Origin of the sequence: Bradyrhizobium sp. PMVTL-01 (assembly GCF_051861855.1) — a bacterium.
In the GTDB taxonomy this organism is placed as follows: domain Bacteria; phylum Pseudomonadota; class Alphaproteobacteria; order Rhizobiales; family Xanthobacteraceae; genus Bradyrhizobium.
On record NZ_CP193982.1, the window covers coordinates 1,927,313 to 1,943,633 of the forward strand.

Annotated in this window: 15 protein-coding genes and 1 pseudogene; 12 read left to right on the forward strand and 4 right to left on the reverse strand. The window is 58.5% G+C overall.

The window, feature by feature from the left end; all coding sequences use genetic code 11:
* Positions 1–1,180: 1,180 nt before the first annotated feature.
* From ACRQ5Q_RS08870 to ACRQ5Q_RS08880, 3 genes are all read left to right on the forward strand, one after another.
* A complete protein-coding gene (locus ACRQ5Q_RS08870) occupies positions 1,181–1,510 on the forward strand; it encodes a hypothetical protein (protein ID WP_439397167.1) in 330 nt (109 codons plus the stop codon).
* 154 nt (positions 1,511–1,664) lie between these two features.
* Positions 1,665–2,261: a Crp/Fnr family transcriptional regulator gene (locus ACRQ5Q_RS08875; protein WP_439397169.1), complete on the forward strand. Its 597-nt coding sequence runs from the start codon at positions 1,665–1,667 to the stop codon at positions 2,259–2,261.
* A 993-nt stretch (positions 2,262–3,254) separates the two neighbouring features.
* Complete coding sequence (locus ACRQ5Q_RS08880) at positions 3,255–4,310, forward strand: SphA family protein (protein WP_439397171.1); 1,056 nt, start codon at positions 3,255–3,257, stop codon at positions 4,308–4,310.
* Positions 4,311–5,723: 1,413 nt separating this feature from the next.
* Here ACRQ5Q_RS08880 and ACRQ5Q_RS08885 read toward each other — a convergent pair.
* Genes ACRQ5Q_RS08885 through ACRQ5Q_RS08895 form a run of 3 tightly spaced genes read right to left on the reverse strand, consistent with a single transcriptional unit; the run spans position 5,724 to position 6,487 of the window.
* Positions 5,724–5,885 carry a hypothetical protein gene (locus ACRQ5Q_RS08885; RefSeq protein WP_439397172.1) on the reverse strand — a complete coding sequence of 54 codons (162 nt, stop codon included), beginning with the start codon at positions 5,883–5,885 and terminating at the stop codon, positions 5,724–5,726.
* Between the two features lies 1 nt (position 5,886).
* Entirely contained in the window at positions 5,887–6,183 is a 297-nt protein-coding gene (locus tag ACRQ5Q_RS08890) for a helix-turn-helix domain-containing protein (RefSeq protein ID WP_439397174.1), read from the reverse strand.
* Positions 6,080–6,487 carry a DJ-1/PfpI family protein gene (locus tag ACRQ5Q_RS08895; protein WP_439397176.1) on the reverse strand — a complete coding sequence of 136 codons (408 nt, stop codon included), beginning with the start codon at positions 6,485–6,487 and terminating at the stop codon, positions 6,080–6,082. Before ACRQ5Q_RS08895 ends, ACRQ5Q_RS08890 begins: the two co-directional genes overlap by 104 nt.
* 327 nt (positions 6,488–6,814) lie before the next feature.
* Between ACRQ5Q_RS08895 and ACRQ5Q_RS08900 the strand changes: the two genes are divergently transcribed.
* The 7 genes and pseudogenes from ACRQ5Q_RS08900 (at position 6,815) to ACRQ5Q_RS08930 (ending at position 10,667) form a co-directional block, all read left to right on the forward strand.
* Positions 6,815–7,336 (forward strand): hypothetical protein, encoded by a 522-nt coding sequence (locus ACRQ5Q_RS08900; RefSeq protein ID WP_439397178.1) that lies wholly within the window; start codon positions 6,815–6,817, stop codon positions 7,334–7,336.
* A 130-nt stretch (positions 7,337–7,466) separates the two neighbouring features.
* Complete coding sequence (locus ACRQ5Q_RS08905; RefSeq protein ID WP_439397180.1) at positions 7,467–7,589, forward strand: hypothetical protein; 123 nt, start codon at positions 7,467–7,469, stop codon at positions 7,587–7,589.
* 22 nt (positions 7,590–7,611) lie between these two features.
* Positions 7,612–8,241 (forward strand): pyridoxamine 5'-phosphate oxidase family protein, encoded by a 630-nt coding sequence (locus ACRQ5Q_RS08910; RefSeq protein ID WP_439397182.1) that lies wholly within the window; start codon positions 7,612–7,614, stop codon positions 8,239–8,241.
* A 17-nt stretch (positions 8,242–8,258) separates the two neighbouring features.
* Complete coding sequence (locus tag ACRQ5Q_RS08915; protein ID WP_439397184.1) at positions 8,259–8,681, forward strand: MBL fold metallo-hydrolase; 423 nt, start codon at positions 8,259–8,261, stop codon at positions 8,679–8,681.
* Positions 8,648–9,025, forward strand: a complete 378-nt coding sequence (locus tag ACRQ5Q_RS08920) for an MBL fold metallo-hydrolase (protein WP_439397186.1) — start codon at positions 8,648–8,650, stop codon at positions 9,023–9,025. The genes ACRQ5Q_RS08915 and ACRQ5Q_RS08920 overlap by 34 nt, the downstream gene beginning before the upstream one ends.
* Positions 9,026–9,442: 417 nt before the next feature.
* Positions 9,443–10,122, forward strand: a pseudogene (locus ACRQ5Q_RS08925) (transporter substrate-binding protein); the annotation flags it as partial.
* A gap of 320 nt (positions 10,123–10,442) precedes the next feature.
* Positions 10,443–10,667: a hypothetical protein gene (locus tag ACRQ5Q_RS08930; RefSeq protein WP_439397188.1), complete on the forward strand. Its 225-nt coding sequence runs from the start codon at positions 10,443–10,445 to the stop codon at positions 10,665–10,667.
* Here the strand turns inward: ACRQ5Q_RS08930 and ACRQ5Q_RS08935 are convergent.
* Positions 10,664–11,446, reverse strand: a complete 783-nt coding sequence (locus ACRQ5Q_RS08935) for an enoyl-CoA hydratase-related protein (protein WP_439397190.1) — start codon at positions 11,444–11,446, stop codon at positions 10,664–10,666. The genes ACRQ5Q_RS08930 and ACRQ5Q_RS08935 overlap by 4 nt on opposite strands.
* A 711-nt stretch (positions 11,447–12,157) precedes the next feature.
* On the opposite strand from ACRQ5Q_RS08935, the gene ACRQ5Q_RS08940 reads away from it, so the two are divergent.
* Entirely contained in the window at positions 12,158–13,483 is a 1,326-nt protein-coding gene (locus ACRQ5Q_RS08940; protein ID WP_439397192.1) for an MFS transporter, read from the forward strand.
* A gap of 201 nt (positions 13,484–13,684) precedes the next feature.
* Complete coding sequence (locus ACRQ5Q_RS08945) at positions 13,685–16,318, forward strand: CehA/McbA family metallohydrolase (RefSeq protein ID WP_439397194.1); 2,634 nt, start codon at positions 13,685–13,687, stop codon at positions 16,316–16,318.
* The last annotated feature ends 3 nt before the right edge of the window (positions 16,319–16,321 follow it).

Below are 16,321 nucleotides of genomic sequence, written 5' to 3' on the forward strand. Positions count from 1 at the left end.
TGAGGCCGCTACGATAATCCAGGACAGGTCAGTAACGCGCGCAGTCTAGGTGAGAAGGGGACGTCCAATTGGGGCTGTCCCGCTCCTTGTTGAAGCTGGGACTGCGGACGTTGCATGGCATGAAGGTTGCGCAGCTTTGCGGTGGTGCTCAGGGGCGTCGGTGCCGATCTGTAAGGCGTCAGCGCAGCTTTCACGATCGGCGACTGCTTCCAACGGCCCCAGCCGGCTGAATAATACGTGTCAACGGTCTCCAGCAGACGAATTCACCATTTCGGTAGGTGTTCGCTTTGAACAACGATGATATGATGCCGGATATGTGTGCTTTCTTCGAGCTCTGGCCGCGAACCTTTTAACGCTCACGACCTTGAGAAGCTGGTCACCCCATACGCAGGTGATGCGCTACTTCACGGTACATCGAGTTCTAAGCTTCACATTCGTGCCGAACAGATACGCACATATTTTAATGGCACGGCTACGGTCAGATTTGACGCTTGGCACTGTGTCAGGTTGGCACCCAACGTCGTTCTGGCAGTGGGCAAATATTTCTTTTCCCGACCGCGCAGCGATCAAACTGTGGCGATACCAGCTCGCTTTACGTTTGTACTGACCCGCAATAACGGAACGCGGCAAATATTACATCATCGTTCATCTCGCAATCCCGATTAATTATCGAGCGAAGCTTTGCGGGTGTCGGAGGAGCTGGAGCAACCATCTGGCGGCTAACTTCCTAGTACCTAATATTTGACTCTGCATCATAGGGGTAACCCGATGCGCGTCCTCTTCACCGTTTTCGGCCAACTACCGATTGCGGCGAATTTCGATATGGAAGCTGCTGATCTAACTTCTGTTGAGATGTCACTCTGAGCGCCATGTTTAGCTGCCAGCCGTCTTGGTCGCGCAAGTGCGGTTGAGCGGGGTTCACAAAAGATACGTTCGCCAGTTTTGTGTCCTCTTTTATGCGAGTTTGATTGCTACTGGTAGCTGAAGCCGCTGCATTCCCGCAGAACTTGCTGCTCTTACTGGCAAACTTCCTGGAATGAATTACTCAAAATTACTCAGTTCGGATCACTGGGCGCGTGACTAAGCCGTATCGGACATATTTCCCTGGAGCATTAGTGACAAGCCACCGCAGAGCGGCCTCACCGTTACGAAATATCCAGGCCTCGAGGAGGAGAGTCCAGTGTCAGCCGTCCCGCCTACACCAGCGCAGTTGCGAGATGTCGCAGGGCAATGTGGTCTTTCAATTACCGATGAAGACATCGCCTCGTTTCGCGGCCTGATCAAGGGGGCGCTCGAAGCTTACAACTACATCGATGCCGTTCCCGACGAGCTGCCTGCGGTGAGGTACCCTCGTGCGCCAGGTTATCAACCGCAAGCCGAGGAGAACCAGCACAACGCGTGGTATCGAAAGGCAAGGGTCAGTTCACTTGTCTTCGTCGAGATCATCACGCTGGCGCGCAAGAACAACGAGCCCAATAGATATTCACGTTGTTTCCAAATCGAGGGCTGAGGAAATGCTTGCTCAGTTCATCCGACGGTCAACTACACGGAACAAGATTCTAGCGAACCTCTTGTTGCCGGACCTCGCATATGTGAGGCCGTTCCTTAAGCCAGCCCAGCTAAGAGAACGTATGGTTTTGCAAGAGCCGAAGAAGCCCGCTGACATGGTCTATTTCGTCGATTCGGGAATGGTTTCGCTAAGAGTAGTTGCCGGTGGAAGCTTACTTGAAACTGCCATCGTAGGGTATCGCGGCGCTGTTGGGATCTCATCCGTCTTTGGAACACATGTTCCAAATCATCAATCCGTTGTGCTGTTTCCGGGGAGTGCGTTGAGTATTACTTCCGAAGATCTACGCCGGGTGATGGTTGAGCGACCGCTGATCCGGGCAAATCTTGCCTCATACGCACAAGCGCTCGTCGTGCATGGGTCTCAAAGTGCATTGTGCGGTGTTCGTCATGGCCTCGAGCAGCGTCTGGCATGCTGGCTCTGCCTTGCATGTGATGCGGTGGATAATCAGATATTTTCGGTCACGCACGACTATCTTTCCACCGTACTCGGGTTACCTCGTGCCGGAGTAACGAGGATGCTGATCCGCTTTGAGAAACAAGGCTTGATCCGCAAAATGCGTGGATTGGTACACGTCGATAACCGGAAGCGTCTCGCTCAAAGAGCATGTTGTTGTTACTCAATAATTGAAGGCGCGTACGCAGCTGCGCACCAGTTGGCGCGGATGGAACGCGAAGTGCAGATATCATCCTAGGCGACCTTAGGAGGGCCTGATTCAGCCGTTGCGTTGCAATCGACATGGGAAGCCCTGGCCATCGGAGAAGCTCGCGGTAAGTAAATAGCGATCTGATTGGCTAGTCGAATTGCTGGACATAGAGCTTGTTTGCTTCGTTGATTGCTCTCGGAGGATAAGCCGAATTTCGCAGTGTGGGGGCTCGTTGTTGCTAATTGTCGTTAACGAGGCCGTTACCTCCGAAAACTCCAGGACGAATCACACGGCAATGAAATCGCATAAGCCGACCTCGCCTGCGCCGTCGAACGAGCCAGACATGGGAGTATCCCGAAATCGTGGAAATCCGTATGTGGTGGGGCAAGGGAGGGCGCGCCAGTTGATATCGGCCAATGAGTTCTTCGGGCGCTGAAGCTATCGCGAACCGATGCCGGGAGGCGATCGTGCAGCACATGAACCGGCTGCGGAAGATGGGGGCGCCGTCGTAGTGGCGATACCCCCCACATGAGCACCACCCGGACTCAAAGGGGATACTAACTGGGCCTCAAAAACATCACCTCATGTGAATCGCCGGAACCCAGATGGCCCGGGATACTTATACTCGTGGCGCCAAGTCAGATGCGACGCTGTAGCGTTACCATGCGATCCTCGTGATCGCGTGCACACGCTTTCACCGCTGCCATGATCAGAGTTGTGGACCACTATGATGTGGTCAGTCGTTCTTCGCAAGCGCTGGTGTGAAACGCACAAATCTGATGGTGCGAGAGCACACTCAAGACATCGATCCACTCGGTTGGTGCGATAGGCACAGTGTGAAGCGGAGCGCCGCGACGTTTCCCAGCTTACAATTCTCCATGAGATGTGGAACGTGACCCCTCGCGACACTAGCTGATTGAAGCGGATCAGTGGGCGCCCGAACAAGCTCTGCAGCTCAGAATTGATGACGAATCCAAAGTCGTTGGTTTTTTCCGGAACGGTCAAGCCAACTGCTTTCGAAAAGCACGATTGGAGAAACGCATGCAGGTGATGAGGCATCTTATTGGTTCGGCAATGGATCAAGCTGCCGTTCGTGAACTTCAGGCACGTTCGCCGTATTCTAGAGTCGCTATGATGGCGCGTGCACTAGTAGTAGGTGGTATCGTCGTGGCTGCGGGATTTCAGCCAAGGATGGCGATGGGGAGCGAAGCCGGTATTGCAACGAAACCCGGCATTTTCCTCGGAGCCTCTGCGGCTGATCCGTCACCCGGAATCTATATGTTCAATCAAGTCTTCACCTTTCAGGCTACTCAAGACGGCCCTGGCGCACTGCCTGGAACCCACCAGCATGTTGCTGTTGACGTTCAAGGTCTCCTATTCGTACCAGGATGGGAGTTTCTCGGAGCGGCCTACACTGCTGTAGTTGCGCAGCCTTGGGTGCAGGCCGGAGTCAACGGTGGGTCTACCTTCTCGACTGCGGGCATGAACAACACCTATATAGCGCCGATCGAACTGTCTTGGAATCTCGGGCAAGGCTACTTCGCCAAAGCCGGACTTGGGATGTACGTGCCAGATGGTTCTATTACCGGCCCGCTGGGTATATCGGATGTTGGTCGCGCTTACTGGACATTTCAACCGGAATTCGCACTGTCCTACCTAAAGGGCGGCTGGAATTTGACGGCTTGGCTTTATGAAGAGTTCAACACGGCGAGCACGGTCTCTGGCTATCGGACCGGAGACATTTTTCATGTCGATTTAACAGCGACCAAGACGATCGACAAATGGACAATCGGACCCGTGGCATACTTCTATTCGCAAGTATCTTCCGATAAAACCAGCGTGCTCAAGCCGATCAATAACGGGAGGTACGAAGCCCTCGCAGTTGGTGGGCTTCTCGGGTATAACTTCGGTCCCGCTAATTTGACGGTTTGGGCTACCGACGAAGTGTACCATCGGGCTTGGGGCGCAACGCCGGGCATTGGCGGTGCGGACGTGTCCGCTGGATTCCATGGGTTCACAGTGTTGGGTTCGCTGAGCTATCAGCTCACGAGCTTCGATCAGCCGGCGACACCCCAGCGTCCAATGATCCATAAATGAGCTAAGATTGAAAACTCAATACGAGGCACGTGGCAAATTTAACGGCTCAGAAATCTGAGCCTATGGTTCGACGAGATCGCTATGCGGCCTTCCGAACCACGGTCACGCGAGCTCAATGAGAGCGGCGAGTTCATTGACCTCAATGAGATCTGGACGACCAACTTCGTCCGACGACTTCCCAACCAAGTCATCAACCAGCCAAAGGCTGGTGCGGGCGAGAATAACCTATCAATCAACCTCCAAAGAGCCTCCGGCATGCCCGCTGGAGAGCTCTTTCATCATTCTCTTTCGAACTGGGAATATCCTTCATAACGAGACCAATGGCTATCGCCATTAGGAATTGAGTAGCCAATACTTCGCTATCCTACCAATACCACTAAGAAAGCTGGAGTGCGGTGCTTATCCGGCCACACGCCTCCTCATCTGTGACGGGAAAATTTCGAGACATCGAGGTGCTTGTCGCGATGACGGTCAAGCCCGGTCTGCGGCCTCATCGCGCGACTTCAGGTGTTCATACACCGTGCCCGTCGCCATTTTCGATCGACGATTGAATCAATGTCAATTGGAACATGTTTTCCGGTAAACGGATCGAGTTCATGCGGATTACCGGAGTATGCAGCTGATGCAGCTGCTTCAATACTTCGAGGGTCGGTTCGAGGTTGTACTACTTCGGCCGAATCCTGCGAACCTGGCATGCTAAACGGCGCCTGCTTTGTGCACGCGCCGAGGTGCAGTGTGAAGGAAGCGGAACGAGGCTTGACGGATTGAAAGCGCGAAAAGTCACCTCGGACGCTCCGAGCTTCACCATTGGTCTCTACAAGGCCGTCATTGTATCAATGTGGCAGCTCCTACAGGCTAACTTCTCTCGGCAGACGCTTGTCCGACTGCTCAGAAGTGCGGCGAAGGGGGCACTCATATTTTCCAACGTGGGTTGGCATTTGTCCGGTCGGTGCCGTCACGATTTTACGAAGCGATATCACCGTTCTGCCGCTTGGGCTGCAGGGGTGTAAGCCGCTTCTTCATCAAGCCTCTCGGGCTTCGTCCAGTTACCTGCGACCAAGATTGCCGCACGTTGCCTGGAACCATCGCTCGAGGCCTATCGCGTCTGAAGTCGGTGTCGGCAGCGGTTTCCGCTCTCCCAAAATGGAATAGGCGCGTCAATTCGTGCCGCCGAGATGTTGAGTCTCCGTCGGAACACCCCAACCGCGCGGAACGATAAACTTTATGACTGCGAAGACCGTACTGGGAAGCCACACGAAGTGAGGATGCAGTGAGGACCAGCCGACAAGGCCAAGAAGTTAGGCATCCCCAGTCTGGGCATTCGACGGCGCATAGACCGCTCTCGAGTAAAAAGATGGGAATCCTGCAATGCTGACTATTGCGATGCGAAGGCCCCTGCTGCTTGGTGGCCGATCAGCGATTTCCGGCACCCACTCCCGTGCGCACGGACACCTGAAAGACCGCGCGATAACGCATGGGGCTTGTACCGATTCGCCGTCTGAAATGATGTCTCAGCGCTTCAGCCGAGCCGAAGCCGGTCGCGGCCGCGATACCCTCTATTGGGAGCTGTGTCACCTCAAGGGAGTTCGCGAGCCCGCGACACGCGCGCCTGCATCACCCAATCACCGGGCGACATGCCGGTTGCTTCCTCGAATCGTCGGATGAACGTGCGACGACTCATTCTTGCCCGGGAGGCAAGGCGGTCGATCACCTGGTCTTGATCCAGATGATGTTGCGCGCACGCAAACACGGATGCCATGGCATCGCCCTCAGCTTTGCGAACGGGTTGCGGAATATACTGCGTTTGCCCGCCTTCGCGATGGGGCGGCACGACCAGCCGCTGTGCGACCCTGGTTGACGATCTCCGCGCCATAGTCTCGTCTGACGATGTGGAGGCACAGATCGAATCCTGCCGCACGGCCGGCTGACCTCATGATGTCGCCGTCGTCGACATAGAGCACGTTTCGGTCGACGTTTACGGCCGGATATCTACTTGAGAGCAGCTCAGCTCGCGCCCAATGCGCGGTGGCGCGGCGGCCATCGAGCAATCCGGCCGCAGCAAGGATGAACACGCCGGAGCAAATCGAGGCGATCCGCACACCTCGCTGACGTGCACGGCGCAGTGTGTCGAGCAGTGTTACGGACGGAACGTGTTCGATATGCGACCACCCCGGCACGGTGAGCGTGTTCGCCCCGTGCGAGCGTCTTCAGACCATTGTCCGCAACAATTCTGATGCCGTTATTGGCCGCAAGCGGCCGTCCTGGATGCTCGCTGCAGACGACAAGGCGATACCAGTCAGTGCCCATATCTGTCAGGCCGAACACTTCCACCGCAATTCCTAGCTCGAAAGCGTTGACGCCCTCATAGGCGAGCACGGCGACAAACTGCTCCCACCGTGGCGGACGTGGCTTTCGGTCTGTGGCGCGCGTGTGCAGCATTGGCATAACTTTGACGATATATGGCATTCGTGCCACTGGTCAACTTGGTCCCGCTTGGCGCAAGCTTGACCAAGATGGAGGACACAGTGATCATTCGAGTTGCGACCTGTGAATTCCCCGATCATCGCGACATGGCGACGGCGGTGTGGAGTCGGCTGGAAAGTGAGCTCGCCAAGGCGCCGGTTGATCTGCTCGTTCTTCCCGAGTTGGCAGGCATTGACAGTTTTTGGGAAAGCCCGGTCTTCAGCGAGCTCGTTTGGCGTCAAGCCGTCACCACGCATGCCAAGATCTCAGATGAGCTGAAGCGCCTCACGGCAAAACGTATCGTCGGGACGCGGGCTGTCGAGGTGGATACACGGCGCTGGAACGAGACTTTTGTCTGGAAGCCGATGACCGGCTTGGTCCGAGGCAGACCCAAGGCTTGGCTGCCGCAGCAGGAGGAGGGTTGGGAAGAAACCTGGTTCGATCGCGGCCCACAGAATGTAGTTCCTGTGTGGGACGGCGAGCTCTGTTTCGCCGAACTGGTGTGCACGGAGATCATGGTGAGCACCGCGGCGCCCCTCCCGGGCAGGCCGGGGTTCAGTTGATTGCCGCGCCGTGGGCGACTGGCGGCCATCCGCGTTGGGAAGTGGCGACGCGGATGGCAGCGATCGCGGCCGGCGCGTCCGTGGTGACGGCGAACCGCCGCGGCGGCAGCCTCGCCGGCGCAGCTGGATCGTGGCGCCCGATGGAGACATCCTTGCGCGCACGAGCGAGGACAATCCCATCATCAGCATTGACGTCGATCTAGCCGCGGCCGGTGCGGCCAAACAGACCTATCCGCGCAATGTCAGGGATTGACCGGATCGAAGAGACCCCGCCGATGCTGGAGGCGCTGAGCTATCTCACGTCTGTCGAGGAGTTGCGGCCACCCTATCTTCCGCCCTCGGCGCTGATGCGCGTCAAGCAGCTCGACCGGCTGGATCGACATTGCTGCAACTTTATCGCGCATGCGCCGCTTGTCATAATCGGCTCGTCTCATCCCGAGCGCGGCCATGATGTTAGCCCCCGCGGCGATGCGCCGGGCTTCGTGCATATCTTCGATCCTCATCATCTGGCGATCCCGGACAGGCCCGGTAACAATCGCCTCGATACGATGGAGAATCTGCTCGCCAATCCGGCGATCGGCTTGCTGTTCGTTATTCCGGGCATCGAGGAATTGCTGCGGGTCAACGGCACCGCACGCCTCACGCGCTCCGAGGCCCTCCTCCAATTGATGTCGGTCGGCGGCAAGGCGCCGAAGCTTGCGATCGTCGTGACCGTCACGGAAGCGTTCCTTCACTGCACCAAGGCCCTCAAGCGCAGCCGTCTCTGGCAGGATGACTATCGGCTGGATCGCTCCAAACTGCCGTCGCTCGGACAGATGATTTCCGATCAGACCATGCCTGCCGATCTTTCCGTCAAGGACATTGACGCGCGAATTGAGGCCGACGCCCAAAAGAATCTCTATTAACGAACGAGGAATGACGGATGAAGCTGCAACTCCTTCAAAACGCAACATTGAAGCTGAATCTCGGCGGACGCACGATACTCATTGATCCATTCTTCGCCCCGAAGCACAGCCGGCCTTCCATTGCGGGACGCTCGCCAAATCCGCTGGTCGAGCTTCCCGTGAGCACCGACGAAGCCCTCGACGGCGTCGAGCTTATCGTCTCGCATCTGCATTCGGATCACTTCGACCCTTTGGCACAATCCCTTGTGCCAAAGGATATGCCGATTGTCTGCCAACCTGGCGACGACAGCAAAATCCGCTCTTTTGGTTTCGAGAAGGTCACGCCCCTCGACGAAAAGCTGGATTGGCGCGACGTTAAGCTGACGCGGCGCGAAGGTCGCCATGGCTTCGGCTCGGTGGTCGATAAATGGGGCCGGTCATTGGCTTTAGCATTGAACTGAAGGGCGAGCCGAGCCTCTACTGGGCAGGCGATACTGTTCTCTACCCGCCGGTCGAGGAGACAATTCGAAGCACCGATCCGGATATCATCGTCGTTCATCCTTCCGGTGCGTTATGGGAAGGTGCGTCGATCGCCATGGATGCCGAACAGGCCGCGACACTCTGCAAGACGTTCCCGCGCCCGATTGTCGTTGCGACTCATCTTCAAGCTCTTGATCACGCGACGGTCACACGAGATCATCTTCGGCAATTTTCGCTCTCCCAGGGAATCGCTGCCGAGCGATTGTTGATTCCTGGTGACGGCGAATTGCTCGACCTCGGCGTTCCAGCCAGACCATTCGGATAGGGCGCCTGCTTCGGTCGTTGGATACCGCCCAGAACATCAGGATCCAAGGCTCTTTGCCAGCCAAATGCAATGTTGGTCCGTGGTATCGAAGGTCGCTTGGCTACTCAGATGCGCTGTATTGTTGATACCGGCGTTACCGGCAATACTTCGCGGATTTTCATAGCGGCGGAAACGGGTTTTGAGTGGCACATGAGCCAAGTTGAGTGGCGAAGTGTGTCGAATGAAACGTCCAACACGAAAGTTGCCCGACAAGCGCAAGCGATTGGGATCAATAGGAAAAATCGACCTAAAAATTCGGATCGGAGCGCTTCACCCGCTTGAAACCTAAAAATGACGGATAGCTTTCCGGCTACCGCGCCGCCCGCGAAAGAGCATGGCGCGTGATTTGAGGCAATGAGCCAAGGGGAGGCCAGTTCGATGTTGAATGATCACCGGCAACTCAGCCGCCGCCGCTTTCTCGGCAATTTCGCCTTTGCGTCCGCAGCCATTGCGGCCGGCCCGGGCAGCTGGGTGATCCGTCCCGACTGGGCCAACGCCGCCGAAGGCCCGATCAGGATTGGCATTGCCACCGACCTCACGGGCGCACTCGGCTTTGCCGGGAATACAGACGCCAATGTCGCTCGCATGGTCGCGAGCGAGATCAACGACAGCGGTGGTCTTTTGGGGCGCCCGATCGAGCTCCTGATCGAGGACACCGCGTCCAACGAGTCCGTTGCTGTCGGCAATGTCCGCAAGCTGGTTCAGCGAGACAAGGTCGACCTGGTGCTCGGCGGCATTGCGAGCTCGATGCGCAACGCCATCAAGGAGATCATCATCTCTCGTGGCAAGCCGCTCTACATCTATCCGCAGGCCTACGCAGGCAGGGAGTGCACGCCCTATCTGTTTTGCACCGGGCCGGTACCGGCGCAAAATTGCGACCGGTTCATTCCGTGGTTGATCAAGAACGGTGGCAGACGCTTTGCGCTGCTGGCTCCAACTACGTCTGGCCGCAAAGCATCAATGCCTATGCGCGCAAGGTGCTCGAGAGCAGCGGCGGGGAGGTGGTGTTCGAGGAGTACTGCCCGCTCGACCAGATGGATTTTTCATCCACCGTGAGCCGCATCACGTCGAACAAGGTAGACGTGGTATTCAACAGCATCATTCCCCCGGGGTCGGCTCGTTCTTCAAACAGCTTTATGAAGCGGGCTCTTCCAGGAATGGAGGACAGCTGCGCTGCGTCTACTATGACGAGAACACGCTCGAAATGAATCAGGTCACGAGTTCGAAGGCCTCGCCAGCAGCCTCGACTATTACAAGGCGCTCGCGGCGGAAGTCCGGTGAGCGCCAAAATTCAGTTGGCCTACGAAAAGCAGTTTCCCGGCAAGTTCCGGTTCTCGGCAGGCAGCGCCGCGACCGGCACTTATCGAGGACTGAAGCTGTGGGAAGCCGCAGTGAGGGAAGCAGGTACAATTACCGTGAGGCCGTCGCCGCCGCGCTCGACCACGCCAAGATTGCGCAAGGGCCTGGCGGGCCGGCGGAGATGGTGCCGGGCAAGCGCCACGGCAGCATGAACATGTACATTGGCGTGGCAAAGGCCGGTCAATACGAGATCGCGGCCCGTAGCGCCGGTCTGGTCGAGCCGAAGGAATGTCGAGCTATCTAGGTCCCGCGATAGTGCGGCGGCCTCTTCTCAAAGAAGGCGTTCATTCCCTCCTGCTGGTCAGCTGTGCTGAAAGCGTGACGTATCGCTTGCCGCTCGAACTCGAGCCCAGCGTCCAGCGTGGTCTGAAAGGCGGCGAGAACGGCCGCTTTGGCAAGTTCAGCCGAGCGGGGAGGTTTTTGCGCTATCAGATCGGCTATTTCGAGCGCTCGCGTCTGCGCCCTGCCGCTTTCGACAACTTCCGCCACAAGACCCGCCTGCATCGCACTCCGCGCGGTGATGGATTGGCCGCTCAGGATCATCAGCATGGCCAGTGATTTGCCAGCCACGCGTGTCAGCCTCTGCGTTGCGCCGTCGCCGGGCAATATCCCGATGTTGATCTCTGGCTGCCCAAATACCGCTCCATCGCCTGCTATCACGATGTCCGCGAGCAGCGCCAATTCGTGGCCGCCGCCGAAGCAAATGCCCTCGACTGCGGCAATGAGAGGCTTGGGGAAATTGGCGACATCCCGCCAGGCAGAACGCCGCGCGGAATTGTCGATTGCCTCAAAGCCGCGCTCCCGCATCTCCTTGATGTCGGCTCCGGCAGAGAAGAACGCATCGCTGCCACAAAGCACGACAGAGCGGACATCCTCGTCGATTGCGGCACGGCGCAAGGTGGCGCCAAGCTCCACGATCAACTCGTTGCTTAAGGCGTTTCGTTTTGATGCCCTGTTCAGCGTCAAAAGGCGCACGTGGGGCGCGACAGAGGTCGACAGGATGAGATCGGACGTCTTGGTCATGGAGCGGTTCTCCTGAAGGAATGTGAGGACCAGCCCTTAAACTGAAATCGATTTCCTAGCAACGAGGCCGTCCTAAGAGCTGTTTTTGGCTGAATCCGCATTCGAGGCCTGGGCGCCACCCGCTTAACCCTGGCTGACGTTGACCGATAAGGTGCAGCGTCACCGCGAAAATGGCTTGACTCCACGGTTCCTAATTCATATTGGTTCTGAAATCGATTTCATAAATCGATGTGAGAATGTCCGATAGTGCGGGAAACCGGAAGCATGCGGCCGGCGAGAGTGGGTCGCATCTGAAGCATCTCATTGACGTCGCGACGGTCTTGGAACGCCGCGCTGTCCAACAAGAACATCAGCTTCTTCAGAAGCGCGCTTATACCAACAGGAGGAAGGCTAGCCATGGGAATGGCACGAAATCTCGCGCGCGCTCTATTCGAGCCGCCGCGCAAGTCTGAAGGAACGATGGAGTCGTCCTGCGCCATTGCGGTCGTGCAATGGCCGCTCGTGAGGCGAGGTCCGCAGATACGTGAAGCCAGGCGGGCTTTCCGCCGGAATCCTGGGCAGCTTTTGCGCCTGCGCTTCCGCGGTGCGGCCTGCTCAAGGCCGCCGCTCTCGTAGACCCCCGTCGCGGTGGGCGCAGTTGAGCCGACGAGCGGCTGCTCGTTCTCGCGCGACCCGCAACATCATTAAGTCATCAGTAGAGCCCGAGGACCCATGAACATCATTGCTCAGCCCAGCGCTGTACCCATCCAGCTTGAGAAGCAAACTGCCAACAAGCGGATGACCGCCGGCCTTGGAGGAGGGGTGGCGCTGGAGTGGTACGATTGGAATGTCTACGGCGTAATGGCAGCGTTTCTCTCGCCGCACTTCTTCCCCTCCGATGATCCCACCACCTCGCTGCTGGCGGGACTGGCCGTGTACGGGGCGGGCTTTTGCGCTCGGCCGCTGGGCGCGGTTTTGCTGGGGCCTGTCGCAGATCGCATCAGCCACAAGCGCGTGATGCTGATCTCTGTCACGGCGATGGCGGTTTGCTCGCTTTTGATATCCTTGTTGCCCACCTACAAGGACCTGGGCGTCACGGCGGCCATAGCGCTGCTGATCATGCGGCTGATTCAGGGGCTTGCCACAGGCGCTGAGGCTGGTGTCGCCAACGCCATTGCAATTGAATTGGCGCCACCTGGCAAGGAGGGACACTATCTCGGTCTGATTGGCGGCACATTCATCCAGTTGGGAAACCTAGGATCCAGCCTGGTTGCCTTCCTGGTGAGCGCCTCGGTTGCACCTGAAGCCATGCGCGAGTGGGCCTGGCGTATACCCTTCGCAGTCGGCGGCGTGCTGGGCCTTTTGATCATCTATCTGCGCACGACGGTGCCGGAAACCTTGATCAATCGAGCCATGCATCGGCAAGACGAGTCTTCGCGCATTCAGGAAACCACTGGCGGTGTGTGGAAAACGCTATGGAGCGTCCGCCTTTCGCTGCTCGCCGTCATCCTGGTAATCGGGTCGGTGCAGATCGCCAACTATGCCTGGAACACCGGTCTGCCCAACATGGCCAACACGGTGTTCAAGGAGAACAGCACGTATGTGTACGGGATCATGACACTGATGGTCCTGATCTGGATGTCGACGGCGCCTCTTGTCGGCGCTTTTGCGGACAAGGTGCGACCCTCGCGCGCGTTCACGCTGCTGCGTTTGTTGCTCATCCCGTGCTTCTTCCTGACACTGCTTTATTCGGAAAAAGGCATCGTCACGTTTTTCTTTGTCACGGTGTTCGGCGGCGCGATCGTGGGCTTCAACATGGCCCTCTATAACTTCATCGCCACCACGCTGATGCCGCGCGCCGTGCGGACCACCGGAGTGGCTCTCGGCTATGCGCTCGGCGTCTCTCTGTTTGGCGGGACGTCACCCTATCTGCTGGTCTGGTTGCAGCGCGAGCACATCGCCTGGATGTTTCCCATCTACGGATCGTTGATCGCGCTCCTGAGCGTGCTGGTCTACCAGATCGCCAAGAGGCGCGGTCGCCTCTACATCGGTGAATGAACACGCTCTGCCCCTGCGCTTCGCCGTGCCCGCGACAGAAGCAAAGCGTCCACATCAGCGCCGAAACATAAGGGCTCGCGCGTATCTCTTCATGCTGGGCATGAGCATGGGGTCGGCGCGAGCGTCCTTGCGCGAGCAGTCATTTACAACAAACAAAGAATGCTTGCGAGGCACTGAGTTGCTGAAACTGGAGTCCGAAGCATGAAAACACCTTCATCGCCGCACTTCACGCCGGTGGACTTGAAGCCATATTTCAACGCCAAGCGCGCAAATGCCGGGGAACGATTCGCCGCCCGCCCAGGCGACACCGGCTGGATCGATTCGCTTCGCGGGCTCCAGACTCATCGCGGCATGCCCTTTCTCTTCGGCGGCGAAACAGGGCCGGATGTGCTGGAGCTGCGCCCCGGGGGCCCTCCTGCCGTAATCGCGTTGCCGCCGACAATGGCGAGCTATGTGCTATTCGTGCAAGTGGTGGCAGACCGCCCCGGTGCAAGCCCCGAGGGTTTCGGAGAGATCGGCCCGGCTACGCTGCCTGTCGAAGGCAATCCCCTCGGCGACCGGGTGGCGACATACGGGCTCCGCTATGCTGACGGCAGCGAGACCGACGTGCCGGTGCTGCGCCGCTTCGCGATCCAGCAGAACCACATCTCCTGGAGCGCGAGTCCGTTCGCCGCCCTGCCGCTACGGGCGCCCATCGTACATGCAAGCACCGGCGAGGACTTTGTACTCGGCAGGGCTCCGGGAGCGAGCTTCTTCCAGGGCGAGGCCCGCACCCAATCGGGACGCATGGATCGACAAGGTGAGAACGTGTGGCTTTACGCGCTCCCGAATCCTTATCCGGACAAGGAGCTTTCGGCGTTGAGCTTGCGCGCGGAACAGGAAATCTCGCATGTGTTTGCGGTGACCACGACAGCGCTCACCCAGCACCCGCTGCGCCTCCAGGGCCGTCGAAAGCTGAAGGTGAGGCTGCCGCCGGGGGTCCATCTGAACAAGCTTGGCGAGCTCGATGTCGACGATCGAGGCGAGCAGATCGGTATAGACCTAGGCACGGTCATCTCGGCCCGTGCAGTGCTCGAGTACTCCAGAGCGGATTGGCTGGGCGCCAAAGTGGATGTGCAGCCCGTGTGCTCCGGGAGCGAAGTCATCGTGGAGTACTCCGCGCATCCGGACGCAAGGCTCTATCTGCGGTCCGACGATGGCCGCTTGCACATGTTCGAGCTTCGATCGTTGGAAGTTGGCGCTAACGCAGGCGCCTCGCTCAATGCGGCGACAGTCGAACCGGCCACAAGGCGGGTCATGATCCGCATCGTCGAGAAGGGCAGTGGCGTGCGTGTTGCCGCGCGGCTGCATGTCCATGGTGCGCATGGGGAGTATCTGCCACCCAAGGGACATCACCGCAAGGTCAATACCGGCAGGTTCGAGGACTTCTCGGGCGAATTTGCCAATGGGCTGAACCAGTACGCCTACGTGGACGGCAGTTGCGAGGCGGACCTGCCGCTCGGACCCGTGTTCGTAGAGATCAGCCGGGGTTTCGAGGTGCGCCCGTTGCGCACCATCGCCGAAATCACTGCGACGACGGACAATCTCACCTTTGAGCTCGATCGTGTGCTGCGCTGGCGCGAACAAGGATGGGTTAGCTCTGATACGCACGTCCATTTCCTGAGCCCGCAGACAGCGCTACTTGAGGGCAAGGCGGAGGGGGTCAACGTCGTCAACTTGCTCGCCGCACAGTGGGGCGAGCTATTCACCAATGTCGCCGATTTCGACGGACGCACGACGATCGGGGCAAAGGATTTCGGCGGTGACGGAGAATTCCTGGTTCGGGTCGGCACGGAGAACCGGATGCAGGTTCTGGGGCACATATCCCTGCTCGGCTACGAAGGTGAGATGATCAATCCGCTCTCTTGCGCCGGGTCCAACGAAGCTGCGATCGGCCATGTTCTGGAAGCGACCATGGCCGACTGGGCGGAGCGCTGCCGTCAGCAAGGGGGGCTGGTGGTAATGCCGCACGCGCCGAACCCGCAGGCGGAGCGGGCGGCCGACATTGTGCTCGGCCTTGTCGACGCCATCGAAATGATGTCGTTCAACCCGCGGACCGCGCAGATCAGCGCATTTGGTCTCGCCGATTGGTATCGCTACCTCAACATCGGGTACCATCTGCCGCTGGTGGCCGGCTCCGACAAGATGGACGCGGCCGCGCTCCTCGGGGGCTCACGGACCTATGTGCGGCTGGGCGAACGCGACTTCACGTATCGCAACTGGATGGATGCCGTACGCAGCGGGGATACCTTCATCACTGTCGGTCCTCTGGTTGAGATGACCGTTGAAGGACGTCGCCCTGGAGGCACGGTGTCCCTTCCCCGTTCAGGCGGCACCCTCACGATCGATTGGCGGATCGAATCGGTCAGCGTTCCGCCGACCCGGGTGGAGCTCATATGTAACGGCACGGTCCTCGAGGAGGTTCGATGCGGAGGCTTGTCGTGCAAGGGGCAGCTCTCCCTGCCCATCAACGAGTCATGTTGGATCGCGCTGCGCGTTCGGGGCAGTGTCGCCGGACGCGAGGCCGACATTGCGGCGCACACCAGTGCGGTATATGTCAAAGTAGGCGGAATGCCCATCTTTGCCACCGCGGATGCAGTGTCGCTCCTTGCTCAAATCGAGGGATCGATCGCCTATATGGACACGCTCGCTCCCAAGTCCGACGAAGCGCGACACGCGCGGCTGCGAGCTGCCCTGGAACTTGCGCATCATCGCCTGCATCATAGATTGCACGAACTGGGCGCCAGCCACCACCATGCACCCGTTCACTCCGTTCACGTTGAACGCGAGCATTGAGAA

Excerpts from the sequence above, each read along its gene's own strand:
- ACRQ5Q_RS08875 (WP_439397169.1), top strand. The coding sequence starts at position 1,665 with ATGGTCTATTTCGTCGATTCGGGAATGGTTTCGCTAAGAGTAGTTGCC.
- ACRQ5Q_RS08880 (WP_439397171.1), top strand. The coding sequence starts at position 3,255 with ATGCAGGTGATGAGGCATCTTATTGGTTCGGCAATGGATCAAGCTGCC.
- ACRQ5Q_RS08890 (WP_439397174.1), bottom strand. The coding sequence starts at position 6,183 with ATGGCGCGGAGATCGTCAACCAGGGTCGCACAGCGGCTGGTCGTGCCG.
- ACRQ5Q_RS08910 (WP_439397182.1), top strand. The coding sequence starts at position 7,612 with ATGCTGGAGGCGCTGAGCTATCTCACGTCTGTCGAGGAGTTGCGGCCA.
- ACRQ5Q_RS08915 (WP_439397184.1), top strand. The coding sequence starts at position 8,259 with ATGAAGCTGCAACTCCTTCAAAACGCAACATTGAAGCTGAATCTCGGC.
- ACRQ5Q_RS08920 (WP_439397186.1), top strand. The coding sequence starts at position 8,648 with ATGGGGCCGGTCATTGGCTTTAGCATTGAACTGAAGGGCGAGCCGAGC.
- ACRQ5Q_RS08935 (WP_439397190.1), bottom strand. The coding sequence starts at position 11,446 with ATGACCAAGACGTCCGATCTCATCCTGTCGACCTCTGTCGCGCCCCAC.
- ACRQ5Q_RS08940 (WP_439397192.1), top strand. The coding sequence starts at position 12,158 with ATGAACATCATTGCTCAGCCCAGCGCTGTACCCATCCAGCTTGAGAAG.
- ACRQ5Q_RS08945 (WP_439397194.1), top strand. The coding sequence starts at position 13,685 with ATGAAAACACCTTCATCGCCGCACTTCACGCCGGTGGACTTGAAGCCA.